Origin of the sequence: Streptomyces ferrugineus (assembly GCF_015160855.1) — a bacterium.
GTDB classification, from domain to species: Bacteria; Actinomycetota; Actinomycetes; order Streptomycetales; family Streptomycetaceae; genus Streptomyces; species Streptomyces ferrugineus.
Map to the genome: position 1 here is coordinate 5,802,272 of NZ_CP063373.1, position 15,003 is coordinate 5,817,274.

The 15,003-nt window shown below is 71.2% G+C and carries 14 protein-coding genes; 4 read left to right on the forward strand and 10 right to left on the reverse strand.

Annotated features, from left to right (window positions below):
• Nucleotides 1-36 precede the first annotated feature (36 nt).
• The 4 genes from IM697_RS26180 to IM697_RS26195 all read right to left on the reverse strand — a co-directional run bounded on the left by IM697_RS26180 (nucleotide 37) and on the right by IM697_RS26195 (nucleotide 4,844).
• Nucleotides 37-2,277 carry a serine/threonine-protein kinase gene (locus tag IM697_RS26180; protein WP_194038556.1) on the reverse strand — a complete coding sequence of 747 codons (2,241 nt, stop codon included), beginning with the start codon at nucleotides 2,275-2,277 and terminating at the stop codon, nucleotides 37-39.
• Nucleotides 2,259-3,209, reverse strand: a complete 951-nt coding sequence (locus tag IM697_RS26185) for an oxygenase MpaB family protein (RefSeq protein WP_194038557.1) — start codon at nucleotides 3,207-3,209, stop codon at nucleotides 2,259-2,261. The genes IM697_RS26180 and IM697_RS26185 overlap by 19 nt, the downstream gene beginning before the upstream one ends.
• A gap of 9 nt (nucleotides 3,210-3,218) precedes the next feature.
• Complete coding sequence (locus IM697_RS26190) at nucleotides 3,219-4,397, reverse strand: acyl-CoA dehydrogenase family protein (RefSeq protein ID WP_194038558.1); 1,179 nt, start codon at nucleotides 4,395-4,397, stop codon at nucleotides 3,219-3,221.
• A 72-nt stretch (nucleotides 4,398-4,469) separates the two neighbouring features.
• Nucleotides 4,470-4,844: a four-helix bundle copper-binding protein gene (locus IM697_RS26195; protein WP_194038559.1), complete on the reverse strand. Its 375-nt coding sequence runs from the start codon at nucleotides 4,842-4,844 to the stop codon at nucleotides 4,470-4,472.
• A gap of 124 nt (nucleotides 4,845-4,968) precedes the next feature.
• Here IM697_RS26195 and IM697_RS26200 point away from each other — a divergent pair, with 124 nt between their 5' ends.
• The 3 genes from IM697_RS26200 to qcrB all read left to right on the forward strand — a co-directional run bounded on the left by IM697_RS26200 (nucleotide 4,969) and on the right by qcrB (nucleotide 7,298).
• Complete coding sequence (locus IM697_RS26200; RefSeq protein ID WP_194038560.1) at nucleotides 4,969-5,334, forward strand: DUF6479 family protein; 366 nt, start codon at nucleotides 4,969-4,971, stop codon at nucleotides 5,332-5,334.
• A 63-nt stretch (nucleotides 5,335-5,397) separates the two neighbouring features.
• The gene (locus IM697_RS26205; RefSeq protein ID WP_194038561.1) at nucleotides 5,398-5,748 is read left to right on the forward strand and encodes a DUF8129 domain-containing protein; all 351 of its coding nucleotides are present in this window, start codon (nucleotides 5,398-5,400) and stop codon (nucleotides 5,746-5,748) included.
• Between the two features lie 41 nt (nucleotides 5,749-5,789).
• On the forward strand, nucleotides 5,790-7,298 hold the full coding sequence (gene qcrB / locus IM697_RS26210) for a cytochrome bc1 complex cytochrome b subunit (RefSeq protein ID WP_194038562.1): 1,509 nt from the start codon (nucleotides 5,790-5,792) through the stop codon (nucleotides 7,296-7,298).
• On the opposite strand, the gene ctaF is transcribed toward qcrB, so the two are convergent.
• The 3 genes from ctaF to IM697_RS26225 all read right to left on the reverse strand — a co-directional run bounded on the left by ctaF (nucleotide 7,241) and on the right by IM697_RS26225 (nucleotide 9,746).
• On the reverse strand, nucleotides 7,241-7,684 hold the full coding sequence (ctaF, locus tag IM697_RS26215; protein WP_194038563.1) for an aa3-type cytochrome oxidase subunit IV: 444 nt from the start codon (nucleotides 7,682-7,684) through the stop codon (nucleotides 7,241-7,243). The genes qcrB and ctaF overlap by 58 nt on opposite strands.
• The gene (gene ctaD, locus IM697_RS26220; protein ID WP_194038564.1) at nucleotides 7,684-9,339 is read right to left on the reverse strand and encodes an aa3-type cytochrome oxidase subunit I; all 1,656 of its coding nucleotides are present in this window, start codon (nucleotides 9,337-9,339) and stop codon (nucleotides 7,684-7,686) included. Before ctaD ends, ctaF begins: the two co-directional genes overlap by 1 nt.
• 65 nt (nucleotides 9,340-9,404) lie before the next feature.
• Nucleotides 9,405-9,746 carry a hypothetical protein gene (locus tag IM697_RS26225; RefSeq protein ID WP_194038565.1) on the reverse strand — a complete coding sequence of 114 codons (342 nt, stop codon included), beginning with the start codon at nucleotides 9,744-9,746 and terminating at the stop codon, nucleotides 9,405-9,407.
• A gap of 145 nt (nucleotides 9,747-9,891) precedes the next feature.
• Between IM697_RS26225 and ppk2 the strand changes: the two genes are divergently transcribed.
• Nucleotides 9,892-10,695, forward strand: coding sequence for a polyphosphate kinase 2 (ppk2, locus tag IM697_RS26230; RefSeq protein ID WP_194038566.1), 804 nt, complete (start codon nucleotides 9,892-9,894; stop codon nucleotides 10,693-10,695).
• Nucleotides 10,696-10,698: 3 nt separating this feature from the next.
• Here the strand turns inward: ppk2 and IM697_RS26235 are convergent, their stop codons facing one another.
• The 3 genes from IM697_RS26235 to IM697_RS26245 form a co-directional block, all read right to left on the reverse strand.
• Entirely contained in the window at nucleotides 10,699-11,580 is an 882-nt protein-coding gene (locus tag IM697_RS26235; protein ID WP_194038567.1) for a universal stress protein, read from the reverse strand.
• 76 nt (nucleotides 11,581-11,656) lie between these two features.
• Complete coding sequence (locus tag IM697_RS26240; protein ID WP_228044176.1) at nucleotides 11,657-14,056, reverse strand: glycoside hydrolase family 65 protein; 2,400 nt, start codon at nucleotides 14,054-14,056, stop codon at nucleotides 11,657-11,659.
• Nucleotides 14,053-14,826, reverse strand: coding sequence for an HAD family hydrolase (locus IM697_RS26245; RefSeq protein ID WP_194038568.1), 774 nt, complete (start codon nucleotides 14,824-14,826; stop codon nucleotides 14,053-14,055). The genes IM697_RS26240 and IM697_RS26245 overlap by 4 nt, the downstream gene beginning before the upstream one ends.
• Nucleotides 14,827-15,003 lie beyond the last annotated feature (177 nt).

The following is a 15,003-nucleotide window of genomic DNA, read 5'->3' on the forward strand; positions in this document are numbered from 1 at the left end:
AACACGTGATGATCTAGGTCGGCCATAGGGCGGCCTTCACGGGCCGCCGGACGCCCGCTGCTGCCGCAGCACCGCCACCCGGCGGTACAGCTCGACCGCCTCCGCCTCCCGCCCGAGCTGTTGCAGGCAGTGGGCCTCGTCGTTGCGGCTGGCGAGGGTGTCGGGGTGGTCGGCGCCCAGCACGCGTTCACGGGCGGCGGCCACTGTGCGGTACTCGGTGAGCGCGTCCGGCCAGCGGCCCAGCCAGCCGAGGCTCACGGCGACCTCGCGTCGGCTGACCAGGGTGTCCGGGTGGTCGGGGCCCAGCACGCGCTCGCGGATCGCGCAGACGTCGCGGGACTCTGCGAGCGCCTCCTCCCAGCGGCCGAGGCGGCCCAGGTTGACGCCGAGGCCGTGGCGGGCGCGCAGGGTCTCGGGGTGGGCGGGGCCGTGGACGCGGGTGCGGTCGTCGACGAGGTCGCGGTAGAGCTGGAGCGCCTCCGCGCTGCGGCCGAGCCGCCCGAGGCTGATGCCGACCTCGTAGCGGGCGGAGAGCGTGTCGGGGTGGTCGGGGCCGAGGGCCTGGGCGCGGGCCTCGGCGACCTCGCGGTAGGTCTGCAGGGCCTCCGTCCAGCGGCCCAACTGGCCTAGTGCGTAGGCGACCTCGTAGCGGGTCACCAGGGTGTCGGGATGGTGCGGGCCGAGGATGCGGGCGCGGGCGGCGGCGACCTCGTCGGCCATGCGGTACGAGTCCTCCAGCCGGCCGAGCCTGCTGAGGTTGAAGGCGAGGTTGTGGCGGCAGCGCAGGGTGTCGGGGTGGTCGGCGCCCATGGCGCGCTCGCGGGCGATCAGCACCGAGGTGTAGACCTGGTGCGCGTCGAAGTGGCGGCCCAACTGGCCGAGCACGTACGCCATCTCCTGCCGGGCGGCGAGCGTCTCGGGGTGGTCCGGGCCGAGCGACAGGCTGCGGGCGCGGGCGACGTGCTTGTACTCGCGCAGCGCGTCGGCGGCGCGGCCGGTGCGGCTGAGGGTGAAGGCGACCTCGTAGCGGCTGGCGAGGGTGTCGGGGTGGTCGGGGCCGAGGAGGTGCTCGCGCTCGGCGGCGACGGCCCGGTGCACCTCGCCCGCCTCGGTCCAGCGGCCCAGCCGGCCGAGGCTGAGCCCGGCGTTGTGCCGTCCGGCCAGCGCGGTGAGCGTCGCCGCGGACGGGGCGGGCGGCTCCTCGGGTACGGCGGTCTCGTCGGGCCGTCCGGTGGCGGGCCGCGGGATCCACTCGCCGGTGAGGCCGGCCCCGGCGTCCGGGGGTGTGGTGCGCAGTGCGGCGCCGGTGGCCTTGTGGCCGGTGGTCATGCCGCGGGTCCAGGACGGCAGGCGGGGCTCGCGGGCCGCGGGCTCCGGGGGCCTGAGGGCGGGCTGCGGGGTCACCACGGTCGGCACGTACTCCGGGGTCGTACGGCCCAGGCTGATCCGGCGGCCCAACTCGCGGCCGTCGTGCGGGCGTTCCTCGGGGCGCTTGGCCAGCAGATCGAGGATGACCCGCTCGACGTACTCGGGCAGCTCGTCGCGGTGGCTGCGCGGTGGCCGGGGCGGGGTGTCGCGGTGGCCGACGAGGATCGCCCAGGGGTCGTCCAGGTCGAACGGCGGTACCCCGGTGGCGATCTCGTACAGCACGCAGCCCAGTGAGTACAGGTCGCTGCGCTGGTCCACCTCCTCGCCGCCGATCTGCTCGGGCGACATGTAGTGCGGGGTGCCCATCGCGATGCCGGTGCCGGTCAGCCGGGAGGTGAAGCCGATGTCGTGGGCCAGGCGCGCTATGCCGAAGTCGCAGATCTTCACCGTGCCGTCGGCGAGCCGCATGATGTTCGCCGGCTTCAGGTCGCGGTGCACGATGCCCTGCTGATGGGTGTAGGCGAGGGCGGCGGCGACCTGGTCGGCGATCTCGACGACGTCCGGGACGGGCAGCGGATGGTGTTTGTTGTCCTCCAGGAGCTGGCTGAGGTTGCGGCCCTGAAGCAGCTCCATGACCAGGAAGAGGACGCCGTCGGACTCGCCGAAGTCGTGGACGACGGTCACCCCGCGGTGCTGCAGGGCCGCGGCCACCCGGGCCTCGCGGCGGAACCGCTCCCGCAGGACCCGGGTGAAGGAGTGGTCGTGGTGGGGTCCCAGCGGCTTGAGGCACTTGACGGCGACGTGCCGGCCCAGCGACTCGTCGCGCGCACGCCACACCTCGCCCATACCGCCGCGCCCGATCAGCTCGAGCAGCCGGTACCGGCCCTGGATCAGCCTGCTGTCCCCCATCTCCCGCGCTCGCCCCCCGTTACGTCACGGTCCGCTCCGCCCTCCCCCGGCCCGTCCAGTATGGCGAGCTGTCGTCCGAGTTTGTACGGGGCCGGGCGCGAGCCGGGACCGAGTCGTGCCATGGCGCGCAGGATGTGTTTGGGCGGCAGTTGCCAGCGCAGACGCGCGGGAACGCAGCGCAGCACGGTGCCCGTGGCACGCAACTGACGGGTGACGGTGGCGGGTTTCGGGGCCGCTCTGCCGTACAGCTCGTGGGCGTACGGCGGCAGGGCGGCGTAGGCCATGTGCGCCACGCGCCGCCACAGCACCTCACGCGCCGGGACGAGAAGGGGGTGCGTCGGCGGGCGGAGCAGGAAGTCGTCCACCGCGCGCGCCCCGGGTCCGCACTCCAGTTCGGGGCGCACCTTCTCGAAGTACTCCGCCAGCTCAGCCCGGTTGGCCGGTACGGCGTCCGGGTCCAGGCCCACCAGGCGGGCGCTGGCCCGCTGTTCGTCGATGTAGCGGTCGGCTTGAGCGTCGGTGAGGCGGAGGCCGGAGCGGCTCGCGACGTGCAGATAGGAGTCGATCTCGGCGCAGTGCACCCACAGCAGCAGTTCGGGTTCGTCGACGCCGTAGCGCTCCCCCGTGTCCGGGTCGGTGGCGCTCAGCATGCTGTGGATCCTGCGTACCCGGGCGCCGGCCCTCTCGGCGGCCTCGGTGGTGCCGTAGGTGATGGTGCCGACGAAGTTGGCGGTGCGCAGCAGGCGCCCCCAGGCGTCCTGGCGGCCACTCTTTTGACGATTAAACGCAGTGGAGTTCTGCATGACGCCGCGCACCGCGCGCGGGTGCAGGGCCTGGAGGTAGAGCGCGCGGATTCCAGCGACCCACATCATGGGGTCGCCGTGCATCTGCCAGGTCACGGAGTTCGGCGTGAACAGCCCGGGATCACCCATGCCCGCAGGCTAACGCCGCACCCTCGGCATTCCCAGACCGATCCAGGAGATGATCTCCCGCTGGATCTCGTTGTTGCCGCCGCCGAAGGTGAAGATGACGGCCGAGCGGTAGCCGCGTTCCAGCTCGCCGTGGAGTACGGCGCCCGCCGAGCCCTCCTTCAGCGCCCCTGGTGCGGCGACGATCTCCATCAGCCAGGCGTAGGCGTCGCGGCGCGCCTCGGAGCCGTAGACCTTGACGGCGGAGGCGTCCTGCGGGGTGAGGGTGCCGTCCTGGACGGCGCTGACCATCTGCCAGTTGAGGAGCTTGAGGGCGTCGAGCCTGGTGTGGGTCTGGGCGAGGCGGCGGCGCACCCAGGGCAGGTCGATCACCCGGCGGCCGTCGGCGAGCTTGGTCTCCATCGCCCAGCGCTGGACGTCGTGCAGGGCGCGGATGGCCATGGTGCCGTGGGCGGCGAGGGTGACGCGCTCGTGGTTGAGCTGGTTGGTGATCAGGCGCCAGCCCTGGTTCTCGGCGCCGACGCGGCGGGAGACGGGGACGCGGATGTTCTCGTAGTAGCTGGCCGTGGTGTCGTGCGAGGCGAGGGTGTTGATGACGGTGCAGGAGTAGCCGGGTTCGGTGGTCGGCACGAGGAGCATGGTGATGCCCTTGTGGGGCGGGGCGTCCGGGTCGGTGCGCACGGCCAGCCAGACCCAGTCGGCGGTGTCGCCGTTGGTCGTCCAGATCTTCTGGCCGTTGACGACGTAGTCGTCGCCGTCGCGCACCGCGCGCGTCCTGAGGGACGCGAGGTCGGTGCCCGCCTCGGGCTCGCTGTAGCCGATCGCGAAGTCGATCTCGCCGGAGAGGATCTTCGGCAGGAAGTACGCCTTCTGCTCGTCGGTGCCGTACCGCATGATCGTCGGGCCGACGGTGTTGAGCGCCATCAGCGGCAGCGGTACGCCCGCCTGGGCGGCCTCGTCGAAGAAGATGAACTGTTCCATCGTGGTCAGGCCACGTCCGCCGTACTCCTTGGGCCAGCCCACACCGAGCCAGCCGTCGGCGCCGAGCCGCCGGATGGTGCGGCGGTAGTGGCGTTTCTGGGCTGCCGGGTCGGTGAAGCGGGTCTGTGCGAGGTCCGGCACCAGTTCGGCGAAGTAGTCGCGCAGTTCGCTGCGCAGCCGCTGCTGCTCGGGCGTGTATTCGAGATGCACGGCGCCTCCAGGCTCCCCAAGGGCGGTCCTGACGGCGCACACCGTAGAACGTGTTTCAGAAATTGGGAACGGTCAGGCGAGGCTCCCTATGAAGTCGGTGCACGCCCGCGCACACTTCCGGCACGCCTCGGCGGCCTCTTCACCACCGGGACGGCTGTCGAAGGTGTGCGCGCACTCCACGCACACCGACCTGCACCACTCGAGCTGAGCGCGGATCGCGGCCTCGTCGAGGAGGTTCTGCTCGGACAGCACCTGGCAGGTCGCGTCGCAGACCTCCGCGCACATGATGCCCTTGCGCCGCAGGAGTTCCTGCTCCTGGGTCCCGTCCGGATCCACCAGGCTCGCGCGCAGCGCACAGGCACGGGCGCAGTCCGTACAGGCCTGGGCGCACGCGAAGCGGTCCTCGAGGAACCGGACGAGCTCTTGCTGGGATGTCGTGGATGTCACACGGGGCGGGTAGCCGGAGCCGCGGGCGCCAAACCCGGTGTTCCCGGGCGTCCGGGCCGGTCGCGGTGTCCGGGCCGGTCGCGGTGTTCGGGTTCACGTGTGGTGCCAGGGGTACTCGCGCGCCATGGATACCGCTTGGATGGACATCGCCGCGCCCTCGGGCGCGCTCGCCGTCGGTCTGCTCGTCGCGGGTGTGGCCGTCGTGGCGCTGCTCGTCGGCGCCTTCGCGCTGGGCATCCGGGTCAGGCGCCGCGAACCGGGTCCGCCCCGTCCCGGGGAACAGCCCCGGCTGCCGGCGGAGGGCCCGGTCCACGAGGTCCGGGAGAACCGCGAGCCCGCCGAGGTGCCCAGAAGCGACCACCGCGTCACCCCGCACGACATGCCCGCCCACGGCAACCTGCCCACCCGGCCGGGCCCCTCACGCAAACGGCGCCGCTGGAGCGCCGGCGGCAGCGGGTCGTTCGGCGGTGGCGGGCCGGGCAGCACGTGACGTCCGGCGCCGTCCGAGGCAGCCATGAGGCGCGCACCTGTGACACCGAGGGAAGTGAGAACCATGGCCGACCCCACCCGTAGCACCCTGCCGCTGCCCGACTACGACCACCTGCCGATCGGCGGTCTGGAGAGCCGCGTACGGTCGCTGTCCGCCGGCGAGGTCGAGGAGCTGCTGGCCTATGAGCGGGCGCACGCCGACCGGCTCCCGGTGACCGAACTGCTGGCCACCCGACTGGAGCAGCTCGAGTCCGGCGCCGAGCCGACGTCCGGTGACCCCGGCGCGCTGCGCCCCGAGAGCGGCGCACGGCGGGCGGGTTCCCCGGTGTCCCCCGCGACCTCGCCGGAGCCCTTCAGCCCGCCGCCGCACGGCACACCCGACCAGCGGGGGAAGCCGAAGGGTGATCGTTCGTGACAGTCCGTTTCCCGGCGCGGGCGCCGGGGGACTCGTGATCCGTGCTGTGGAGGAGGAGAAGGGCTCGTGCCGGCGCCCGGGCCCGTCATGCCGCTGAGCGCACCACGGACTACATCGACGGGCGGCTGCCCCTCTCCGAGGGCGGCGGACTGCTGCGGAAGGCCTTCCCCGACCACTGGTCGTTCCTGCTCGGCGAGATCGCCCTCTACAGCTTCGTCGTCCTGCTGCTGACCGGCGTATGGCTGACGCTGTTCTTCCACCCCTCGATGACCGAGGTGGTCTACCACGGCTCGTACACCCCTCTGGCCGGGGTGCGCATGTCGGCCGCGTACGAGTCGACGCTGGACATCAGCTTCGATGTGCGCGGCGGCCTGCTGATCCGTCAGATGCACCACTGGGCGGCCCTGGTGTTCCTCGCCGCGATCGGGGTGCATCTGCTGCGGATCTTCTTCACCGGCGCGTTCCGCCGGCCCCGCGAGGTCAACTGGCTGATCGGCGTGACCCTGTTCCTGCTGGCGCTGGCCGAGGGGTTCGCCGGCTACTCGCTGCCGGACGACCTGCTGTCGGGTACGGGCCTGCGGATCGCCCAGGGCATCATGCTGTCGATCCCGGTCGTGGGCACGTATGTGTCGTTCTTCGCCTTCGGCGGCGAGTTCCCCGGCGAGGAGATCATCCCGCGGCTGTACGCGCTGCACATCCTGCTGCTCCCCGGACTGCTGCTCGCGCTCGTCACCGTGCATCTGATCCTGGTGTTCTATCTCAAGCACACCCAGTGGGCGGGCCGCGGCCGCACAGAGCGCAACGCGGTGGGCAAGCCCATGGTCCCGCAGTTCGCGGCCTCCTCGGGTGGTCTGTTCTTCATGGTGTTCGGTGTCCTGACGCTGCTGTCGGGGGTGGCGCAGACCAACCCGATCTGGGCGTACGGCCCCTACCGCGCGGACGTCGTGTCGACGGGCTCTCAGCCGGACTGGTACGTCGGCTTCCTGGAGGGCTCGCTGCGCCTGGTGCCCCCGTGGGAGACGACGGTGGCCGGGCACACGCTGATGTGGAACGTGCTGCTGCCCGCGGTCGTCCTGCCGGGGGTGCTGTTCGCGGTGCTGTACGCGTACCCGTTCGCCGAGCGGTGGGTGACCGGCGACCGCGAGGAGCACCATCTGTGCGACCGCCCCCGCGACCACCCCGTGCGCACCGGACTCGGGGTCGCGGCGATCAGCTGCTACGGCGTGCTGCTGGCGGCGGGCGGCAACGACATCATCGCCTACGCCTTCTCGATCTCCGTGAACGCGCTGACCTGGGTGTTCCGGATCTCGTTCCTGGTCCTGCCGCTGCTCGCGTTCATGGTGACGAGACGTGTCTGCCGGGCGCTGCGGGAGGCGGACCAGGAGCGGCTGACGGAGGGCGAGGAGACCGGCGAGCTGCGGCAGACCCTCGCGGGCGGCTACGAGGAGCGCCACGAGCCGCTCGACGAGGAGCGGCGGTACGTCCTGCGGAGCTACGGGCTGCGGGGCGAGGAGGAACGGGAGCCGTCCGCGGAGGAGCTGGAGCGCTGACCGTCCCGGCCCGCGTACTGGAACACCATGCCGACGACCCCGTGTCCGAGCACCCCGACGCCCAGCAGGAACAGCCACAGTCCGTAGACGACGCCGAGCGCGGCGAGGACGGATCCCGCGGCGATGGTGATCGGCCAGGGGCTGTGCGGCGGGAAGAAGTCGAGCGGGCCGGCGGTGTCCGCGATCTCGGCGTCCGCACGGTCCTGGGCGCGCAGGCCGCGCCTTCGGTACTGCATGTGCAGGAAGAACGCGACGAGCGCGGCCATGAGAAACGCGATGAGCAGTACGGCGGTGCCCGCGGGTTCCTCGGAACTCACGCCGTAGCCGACTGCCGTGACGAGGAAGAACGCCGCGACGCCGACGAAGAGCCGGGATTCGGTCCGCATCAGGACTCCTTGGCGATGGCCGGGTGGTGCAGGTCGAACGCCGGGGACTCCGAGCGGATCCGGGGCAGCGCCGTGAAGTTGTGGCGCGGGGGCGGGCAGGAGGTGGCCCATTCGAGGGAACGGCCGTAGCCCCAGGGGTCGTCCCGGTCCACCCGTCGGCCGAAGTGGGTGGTGCGCCACACGTTGTACAGGAACGGCAGGGTGGACAGGCCGAGCAGGAACGCGCCGATGGAGCTGATGGTGTTCAGCAGGGTGAAGCCGTCCGCGGCCAGGTAGTCGGCGTAACGGCGGGGCATGCCCTGTTCGCCCAGCCAGTGCTGGACCAGGAAGGTGGTCTGGAAGCCGACGAAGAGGGTCCAGAAGTGGATCCGGCCGAGGCGTTCGTCGAGCATCTTCCCGGTGAGTTTGGGCCACCAGAAGTAGAAGCCGCCGAACATCGCGAAGACGACGGTGCCGAACAGCACGTAGTGCAGATGGGCGACGATGAAGTACGAGTCGGTGAGGTGGAAGTCCAGCGGCGGGGAGGCGATGAGGACGCCGCTCATGCCGCCCAGCAGGAACGTCACCAGGAAGCCGCAGGCCCACAGCATCGGGGTCTCGAAGGACAGCGAGCCTCTGATCATCGTGCCGATCCAGGCGAAGAACTTGATGCCGGTGGGCACGGCGATGAGGAACGACATCAGGGAGAAGAACGGCAGCAGAACGGCGCCTGTCGCGAACATGTGGTGGGCCCACACCACGGCGGACAGCATGGTGATGACGATGGTCGCGCCGATGAGGCCGAGGTAGCTGAAGATCGGTTTGCGGCTGAAGACCGGGATGATCTCGGTGACGATGCCGAAGAACGGCAGCGCGACGATATACACCTCGGGATGCCCGAAGAACCAGAACAGGTGCTGCCACAGCACCGCACCGCCGCTCGCCGCGTCGTAGATGTGCGCCCCGAACTTGCGGTCCGCCTCCAGCGCGAGCAGGGCGGCGGTGAGCACCGGGAACGCCGGCAGGATCAGGATCGACGTGAACAGGGTGTTCCACGTGAAGATCGGCATCCGGAACATGGTCATGCCGGGGGCGCGCAGGCACAGGATCGTGGTGATGAAGTTGACCGCGCCGAGGGTGGTGGACACACCGGTCACCACCAGGCCCATGGTCCACAGGTCACCGCCCGCGCCGGGGCTGCGGACCGCGCTGTTGAGGGGCGCGTAGGCGAACCAGCCGAAGCTCGCGGCTCCGCCGGGTACGAGGAAGCCGCCGACGACCATCAGGCCGCCGAACAGGTACAGCCAGTACGACAGGGCGTTGAGCCGGGGGAACGCCACGTCCGGGGCGCCGATCTGCAACGGCATGACGGCGTTGGCGAACCCGGCGAACAGCGGCGTCGCGAACAGCAGCATCATGACCGTGCCGTGCACGGTGAACAGCTGGTTGTACTGGTCGTTGCTGAACAACTGCAGCCCGGGGCGGGCGAGTTCGGCCCGCATCAGCAGCGCGAGGACACCGCCGAGGAGGAAGAAGCCGAAGGCGGTCGTCAGATAGAGGTTGCCGATCACCTTGTGGTTGGTCGTGGTCGCCCAGCGCGCCAACGCCCGACCGAGCCCGCCGCCCGGCCGGGACGGCGCGGTCCGCGTCCGCCCGGTCCTGCTGTCCACCGCCATGCGCCGCTGGGTACCCCGTCGCCGATGGCGGCAGTCCTGCACCGGGCGGCATTCACCCGTGCGCCTCAGCCGCCGTCGGAGAACCTCCGCGCGAGGTCCCGATGGTGGTCCGCGACCTGTCCCGCCTGGTCCGCGGTGAGGGCAGCGCCCGGCATGGACCCCAGCCGCTCGATCTGCTCGGCGAGGCGCAGGTGCTGCGCGCGAGCGTGCTCGCGGCAGGCCAGGCAGGTGACGCTCTCCGGCCGCGACGAGGTCATCGCGTACGGCACCCGCAGACCGCAGCCGGTGTCGACGGTCTCCGGCAGATCGCCGACCCGGCCGAACGTGCCGGCGAGCAGATTGCGCGCGCGGGCGTCGTAGCGGGTCACGCTCCGCTCGACGTGGATGTGCGGATCGGCGTCGTCCATGGGCCCATCCTGCCCTCCCGCCCGGTGCCCCCGATGCGAGGGTCCGTAAGTCGCGAGGGGCCGTAAGTCGGCCGTCCGGGGTGCGCCGCGCGCCGCCCGTCAGTACGGTGCTGTTCTGGTGTTCGGTGCGGCTGTGGGAGGCGGCATGGCCGGCGACGACGTGGAGAAGCTGCCGCGCAAGACGTACGAGAAGGAACTGCTGCGCCTCCAGACGGAGCTGGCGAGGCTTCAGGAGTGGGTGCGCGCGACCGGCGCCCGGCTGGTCGTGATCTTCGAGGGGCGGGACGCGGCGGGCAAGGGCGGCACGATCAAACGGGTCACGGAGCACCTCAACCCGCGGGTGGCCCGGATCGCGGCCCTGCCCAAGCCGACCGAGCGCGAGCGCACCCAGTGGTACTTCCAGCGGTACGTCGAGCATCTGCCGGCCGCCGGGGAGATCGTGCTGTTCGACCGGAGCTGGTACAACCGGGCCGGCGTCGAGCACGTCATGGGTTTCTGCACCAAGGAGGAGTACCAGCTCTTCCTGCGGCAGTGCCCCATCTTCGAGCGGATGCTGGTGGAGGACGGGATCCTGCTGCGCAAGTACTGGTTCTCGGTGAGCGACGACGAGCAGCAGGAACGCTTCCGGCGCCGCCTTGAGGACCCCCTGCGCCGCTGGAAGCTGTCCCCCATGGACCTGGAGTCGATCACCCGCTGGGAGGACTACTCCCGGGCCAAGGACGAGATGATGGTGCACACCGACATCACCGAGGCGCCCTGGTACGTGGTGGAGAGCGACGACAAGCGCCGGGCCCGGCTGAACATGATCGCCCACCTGCTGGACTCCGTGCCGTACCAGGACGTGCCCCCACCGGTCCTGGAACTGCCCGAACGCCCGGAGTCGACCGGCTACCGGCGACCACCGCGCGAACTGCAGACCTACGTCCCGGACCACACCGCCGACCTGTGAGGTTCACTCCTCCTCGGTGCGGACCACGGCGACCGGGCACTCGGCATGGTGGAGCACCGCCTGGCTGACCGAGCCCAGGAGCAGCCCGGCGAATCCGCCCCGTCCCCGCGCCCCGACCACCACGAGCCCGGCATCGGCGCTGGCCTCGATGAGGGAGTGCCGCACCCGGCCGCGCACCAGCCTGCGCTCCACGGCGACATCGGGATACCGCTCGCGCAGCCCGCCCAGCGCCTCGGCGAGCACCCGCTCCTCCTCGTCGTGCAGCCGGCCCTCGTCGTACGTGACGAAGGGCGGGTCGGCGGGCGCCTCGTACGCCCGCTCGGTCCGGGTGCTCCAGGCGTGCAGCGCCACCAGGCGCACGCCGTGCAGGGAGGCGTGGGCGAAGGCGAACTCGACCGCTCCGCGCGCCGCGGGCGAGCCGTCCACGGCGAGGAGGACGGGCCCGGCCGGATCGGGCCTGCGGCGCACCACCAGCACCGGGCAGGCGGCGTGGGCGGCCAGGTGACCCGCGGTGGAGCCGAGCAGCAGGGCGCCGAAGCGGCTCAGGCCGCGGCTGCCGACCACGGCCAGGGACGCGGTGCGCGACTCGACCTCCAGCACCGTCACCGGTTCGCCGACGACGACCTCACGCGTGATCTCCAGACCCGGGGCCGTGTCGTGAGCGCACCGCTCGGCCCTGATGAGCGTGCCGTCGAGCAGCTCACGCACCCCGGCGCTGCCCGCGTCCCAGGGCCGCCCGCCGGGCGGTATGTGCGCGGCCGGCCAGCCGAAGGCGTGCACCAGCCGGAGCCCCACGCCCCGCAGCCCGGCCTCGCGCGCCGCGACCTCCACGGCCACCATGCTCGACGGCGAACCGTCCACCCCTACGACCACCGGGCCGTTCATCGCGCTCACCCTCCGGGCCTGATCCGCTGTTGCCCTCCCAGCCTCCACCCGCCGGCCGCATCCCGCACAGGGCCGGTCAGTCGTGAACGACCAGCCGCGCCGTCTCCCCCGGCTGCACGGACATCTCGCGCCCCTCCAGCCGCACGTCGATCGGTGACACGTCGTGGGACGGAACCGCGATCTCCAGCAGCCCCCGCTCCAGACGCAGCCGGACACCCCAGTTGCCCTGGTAGCGCAGGGCGAACCCGTACGAGGACAGCTCCGGCAACGGCACCGGGTCGAGCCACAGTGCCCCACCCCGCGTCTCCAGACCGGTCAGCCCGCGCTGTACGAGGTCGAGGGTGCCGGCCATGGCACCCAGATGGATGCCCTCGCCGGTGGTACCGCCCTGCACATCGGCGATGTCTCCCTGCAGCGCCTCCTGCACGAACTTCCACGCCTCGGTACGCCGGCACCGGGCCAGCACCCAGCCGTGGACCAGCCCGCTGAGCGTCGAGCCGTGACTGGTGCGGTGCATGTAGTAGTCCACGGTGCGCCGCCACATCTCGTCATCCAGCCGATAGCCCAACCGGCGGAACAGCTCGCGCAGTTCGGCCGGCGCGAAGAGATAGCCCAGCATCAGCACATCGGCCTGCTTGGAGGCCTTGTAGTGGTTGACGGAATCCCCCTCCGCCTCCAGGACCCGGTCCAGGCGGCGGATGTCGCCGTACTGCTCGCGGTAGCCGTTCCAGTCGAGCTCGGCGAGCTCACCGTAGCCCTCGAACTGGCTGATGACGTCGTCGTGGAAGGGCACGTGAAGCGTACGGGAGACGTCCTCCCACCGTTCGAGTTCGCCGCCGTCCAGTGCGGTGCGTTCGACGAGTTCGCGCCGACGCGGCTCGGGCAGGGTGCCGAGCAACTCCAGGGTGCGGACCAGCACCCAGGCCGCGGTGACGTTCGTGTACGCGTTGTCGTCGAGACCCGGCGCCTCGCTGTCCGGGTACGCCTCGTGGTACTCGTCCGGGCCCACGACTCCCTTGATGCGGTGCCGGCCCAGGCTCTCGTCGTACACGGCCCGGTCCGCCCAGAACCGGGCGATCTGCAGCAGCATCTCGGCGCCCTTGGTGTGCAGGAACTCCATGTCGCCGCTCGCCTCGCAGTACTGCCACACGTTGTAGGCGATCGCCGACCCGACATGGTGCTGGAGATGGGAGTGGTCGGGCAGCCACCGCCCCGAACGGGGGTTCAGGTGAAGCTGCTGGGTCTCCTCGCGCCCGTCGCTGCCGCTCTGCCACGGATACATCGCACCCCGATGGCCAGCCGAACTGGCCGCGGTACGGGCCTGTTCGAGGCGGCGGTGACGGTGGTGGAGCAGGGCGCGGGATACCTCGGGGAAGTGGAGGTTGAGGTAGGGCAGGACGAACAGCTCGTCCCAGAAGACGTGGCCTCGGTAGGCCTCGCCGTGCAGTCCCCGGGCGGGCACGCCGACGTCGAGGTCGGCGGTGTGCGGGGAGAGGGTCTGCAGGACGTGGAAGAGGTGCAGCCGCAGGATCCGGCCCGACTCGCCGGGCACGTCGAGCTCCGCACGACGCCACAGCTGGTCCCAGGCCGTGCGGTGCGACTTGAGCAGCGTGTCGAAGTCCGGGGCTCGGCCGACGCGGTCGACGGCTGCGTGCAGCGGGTCGCTGATAGCCGGGTCGCGGGAGGTGTGCAGGGCCACGGTCTTGTCGACGGTGGCGGTGCGGCCGTCCGTCAGATCGAGCTTCAACCGCTGGATGACGTACGGCAGTTCGTGGCGGACCGTCGCGGGCGCGTCGGCGGTGAGGCGGGCCGCGAGGCCGATCCGGATGTCGGAGGTGCGGGTGCGGCAGCGCAGCCACACCGTGTCCGGGGCGGAGGTGCCGGCGTGGAGGTGGGTCAGATGACGGCCGTCCAGGTCCCGGTAGCGCGCCACGCCGGCGTTGGTGACTCCGCCGTCCAGGGCCGCCTCCACCTCCAGCTCGCCGGAGAACCCCTCGGCCGTGAACTCGGTGCGTAGGGCGGCCATATGTGGGTCGGCCATATGCACCATCCGGAGCTGCCGTACCATCAGCACACGGTCCTCGCCGAGGTCGTAGCGCGTCCGGCGCTCCATCAGTCCGGCAGCCAGGTGCAGCATCTGCCGGTGTTCGAGCACGGGCGTGGTGTCGGGGGTGAGCCACGGCCCGCCGGGGAGGCGGAAGCGCAGCGGCAGCCAGTTGGGAACGTTGACCATGTCCTCGTTCTCCACACGGCGGCCCGCGACATCGGACGTGAGCCGGTTGTAGATGCCGGCCACATACGTCCCCGGATAGTGCACCTCATCGGCAGCACACTCCGGAAGCGCACCCCGAGTGGCGAAGTAGCCGTTGCCCAACGTGCACAGCGACTCCCGAAGCCGCTCGTCAGCGGGCTCGTACCCCTCGTACTCCCAGCTCCAGCCCGCCGCCACGGCCTCCGGGCTCAGCTCGTCCGTCACTGCGGCTCTCCTCCCGCGCAGAGTTCTCCCAGGTCCCGTACGACGATGTCGGCGCCGTGCCGCCGCAGCCTCTCCCCCGAGTCCCGGGTGCCACCCCGGTCGACCCCGACCACCAGAGCGAACCCACCCCTGCGCCCCGCCTCCACCCCCGCCAGCGCGTCCTCCACCACGACAGCCCCCTCGGCAGACACACCCAGCCGGGACACGGCCTCCAAAAACAGATCCGGCTCCGGCTTACCCGCAAGACCCAGCCGAGCCGCCTCACCCCCGTCCACCAGCACGTCGAACAAGTCCCGCACCCCAGCCCGGCTCAACAACTCCCCCGCATGCCGAGACGCCGAAGCCGCAGCCACCGCCACCCCCACCCCACGCAACACCCGCACCAACCGGACCGTCCCCCGATACGCATCAACACCGTCCGCACGCAGCCGCTCCATAAACAGCCGCTCCTTCTCGGCAGCCACCGCACGCACCCTCTCCGCCGACGCCTCCACACCCCGCGCGGCAAGAAAAGCCGCCGCACCGTCGAGACGGGACCTGCCATCCACATACCGCAGATAGTCCTCCCCCACATCAAAAGGACGCCGCTGATCCGCATCCGCCGGCGGATGCGCCCCCAGGAAGCCGTCGAAGGCCTCCTTCCAGGCAGCCGCATGCACCCGAGCCGAATCAGTGATCACACCATCGGTGTCGAACACGACGGCACGCACTTCGCGAAGGGGGTCGGCGAGCGTGTCTTCGGACTGGTCACCCCGATATGTGAACCGCACGGCCTCCTCACCTCCACTCGAGCCGCGTCCCGCGACCGACGGGATCCGCTCATGGGTACCCGTCGAGCCCGCCTTGTCACCTTGTCACCTTTGTGGGCCCTGAAGGCCGACCGGCCCTGGCGCAGCCGCCTCGCGCGTGGTGTGCTGGAGGGGACGGGAAGGACCCAGAACGACGCG

What these genes read in the sequence shown, in the direction of transcription:
- IM697_RS26180 (WP_194038556.1), bottom strand. Translation starts at nt 2,277, where the DNA reads ATGGGGGACAGCAGGCTGATCCAGGGCCGGTACCGGCTGCTCGAGCTG.
- IM697_RS26185 (WP_194038557.1), bottom strand. Translation starts at nt 3,209, where the DNA reads ATGGGTGATCCCGGGCTGTTCACGCCGAACTCCGTGACCTGGCAGATG.
- IM697_RS26200 (WP_194038560.1), top strand. Translation starts at nt 4,969, where the DNA reads ATGGATACCGCTTGGATGGACATCGCCGCGCCCTCGGGCGCGCTCGCC.
- IM697_RS26205 (WP_194038561.1), top strand. Translation starts at nt 5,398, where the DNA reads ATGGCCGACCCCACCCGTAGCACCCTGCCGCTGCCCGACTACGACCAC.
- ctaF (WP_194038563.1), bottom strand. Translation starts at nt 7,684, where the DNA reads ATGCGGACCGAATCCCGGCTCTTCGTCGGCGTCGCGGCGTTCTTCCTC.
- ctaD (WP_194038564.1), bottom strand. Translation starts at nt 9,339, where the DNA reads ATGGCGGTGGACAGCAGGACCGGGCGGACGCGGACCGCGCCGTCCCGG.
- IM697_RS26225 (WP_194038565.1), bottom strand. Translation starts at nt 9,746, where the DNA reads ATGGACGACGCCGATCCGCACATCCACGTCGAGCGGAGCGTGACCCGC.
- ppk2 (WP_194038566.1), top strand. Translation starts at nt 9,892, where the DNA reads ATGGCCGGCGACGACGTGGAGAAGCTGCCGCGCAAGACGTACGAGAAG.
- IM697_RS26235 (WP_194038567.1), bottom strand. Translation starts at nt 11,580, where the DNA reads ATGAACGGCCCGGTGGTCGTAGGGGTGGACGGTTCGCCGTCGAGCATG.